The 1,649-nt window shown below is 38.3% G+C and carries 3 protein-coding genes; 1 reads left to right on the plus strand and 2 read right to left on the minus strand.

Going from position 1 to position 1,649, the window contains the following annotated elements:
- Positions 1-103 precede the first annotated feature (103 nt).
- Positions 104-271 carry a hypothetical protein gene (locus A3SI_RS19215; RefSeq protein ID WP_156810374.1) on the minus strand — a complete coding sequence of 56 codons (168 nt, stop codon included), beginning with the start codon at positions 269-271 and terminating at the stop codon, positions 104-106.
- A gap of 11 nt (positions 272-282) precedes the next feature.
- On the minus strand, positions 283-462 hold the full coding sequence (locus A3SI_RS16490; protein ID WP_040671328.1) for a hypothetical protein: 180 nt from the start codon (positions 460-462) through the stop codon (positions 283-285).
- Positions 463-1,357: 895 nt separating this feature from the next.
- Between A3SI_RS16490 and A3SI_RS16500 the strand changes: the two genes are divergently transcribed.
- The coding region (locus A3SI_RS16500) for an IS256 family transposase (RefSeq protein WP_009057744.1) at positions 1,358-1,649 on the plus strand (292 nt) is incomplete at its 3' end.

The raw sequence follows: 1,649 nt of genomic DNA on the forward strand, positions 1-1,649 counted from the left end.
TTCTAATTTTTTGAAAAATAAAATCGACCAATGAGAGATTATGGATATTTTCATATTTTAAAATAAGATTTATAGGCTTTCTTTTAAGAAAGCCTGTTAATAATTAAATATCGAAAGTTGTAGCAAAAGCCAAACCGCAAGTAATGTATGCCAAGGGAGCACTCAAACCTACTGACGCTATTGCAGCCCCGCAAGCTACACCGCCTAATAGAGTTCCTAAAAATCCGCCTCCATTAATCGTTACTTGTTTTTCAAATTCAATTTCTCTCATGTTCATAAAATTTACAATTGTGAAGCTATACCAATACTACATGCAATTGCTGTCGTTTGACCAATTGCAAAAACAGACCAAGGCTGTAAAATCATTGCACCAACACCCATTCCACAAACGAATAGTGCGAGTTTTCCACCATCACTTCCCCCACTCACCATCTCCATTCTGTCAATACTTAACTCTTTCATAACAAATTTAATTTATTTGGTTGAAAATTTATTTAACTATTCAAATATAATTTCATGTCGGTGACATTTCTTGTCACCTATTTATTTTTTTTCCTAAAAAAAATGTAACTGTCTGAATCCTTACAATAGATGATTTCATGTGATGACGAAAGACGTAAATCATCCAAAATCCTATAAACCGTTCTTTTGTGAACTTGAAGCTTTTTTGCCAATTTGGATGGTCCTCCTGTCTTCTTCTTTTCGATCAACTCTATCAAGAGTTTGGTCCGCTCGTAATACTTCAACCCTGCCATAGTAATCCCCTACATAGCCCAAACCATATACTTTTAAACGCATAACACTCTCTAAACTCCAAATATAATAATTAGGTTCTAAAATAGTAATTCTGAATCGAAGCGGAAAAAATGGGCACCACGAGCTATCAAAACCATTAAACCCAAATAAAATAATAAAATAGTAAAAAAACGAAATAGCAATGCACTAGCCCCCACTAAGTAATCGAACACAAAATATTTAATTCTGTAAATTTACGTTGACAATAAAGAGGGAGTTTTTCAAGAAAAGAAGCTGAAGGTTCGTAAAGAGGCCGAATCGAGCGGAGTTCAGGCTACCTTGGATGGGCACAGTGTCTATCCTGCTACCTTTTACTGAGGAAAAAGAAATTGGAAACCCTGAGAGAAAAGTGCTTCCCGCAATGGCTTGACACCTTCTACGAAATATACACCAAAAGACGGTTACATCCCTCCATCGCTTACCTTTGGGCGATGAAATTTCAGAAGCTTTGGGGCAAAGGAAAGCCCCTGCAACCACCGAGACTGTTCATCCAAGTGTGTCTGCTAACTTTACGAGAATGAAAAAGAGAAAGACGATTGAGGACCTACTAAAGGATCCATAGATGGGTGAGCGCATAAAAGCTCAGCTATATGAGAAGAAGCGTTTACTGGAAGAAGGGAGCCCTTTTAGTGAACTTTTGCAGCAGATGGTGAACACTATGCTTGAAGGAGAGATTGAAGATTTTCTTTCAGAAGGTCGAGCCGCCGGCAAGGTGAACAAGCGTAATGGTAGGACAAGCAAGCGTGTTGTTAGTGAATTTGGTCCTTTGGATATTGCGACTCCACGCGACCGTAATGGAGACTTCGAGCCTGAGCTTATAGGTAAACGTCAAAAATCACTTACAAGTGGGCTAG

Origin of the sequence: Nitritalea halalkaliphila LW7 (genome assembly GCF_000265075.1) — a bacterium.
Lineage (GTDB): Bacteria > Bacteroidota > Bacteroidia > Cytophagales > Cyclobacteriaceae > Nitritalea > Nitritalea halalkaliphila.

Bases quoted from the DNA above. Each gene is read 5' to 3' on its own strand.
- A3SI_RS19215 (WP_156810374.1), bottom strand. From the start codon at position 271: ATGAGAGAAATTGAATTTGAAAAACAAGTAACGATTAATGGAGGCGGA.
- A3SI_RS16490 (WP_040671328.1), bottom strand. From the start codon at position 462: ATGAAAGAGTTAAGTATTGACAGAATGGAGATGGTGAGTGGGGGAAGT.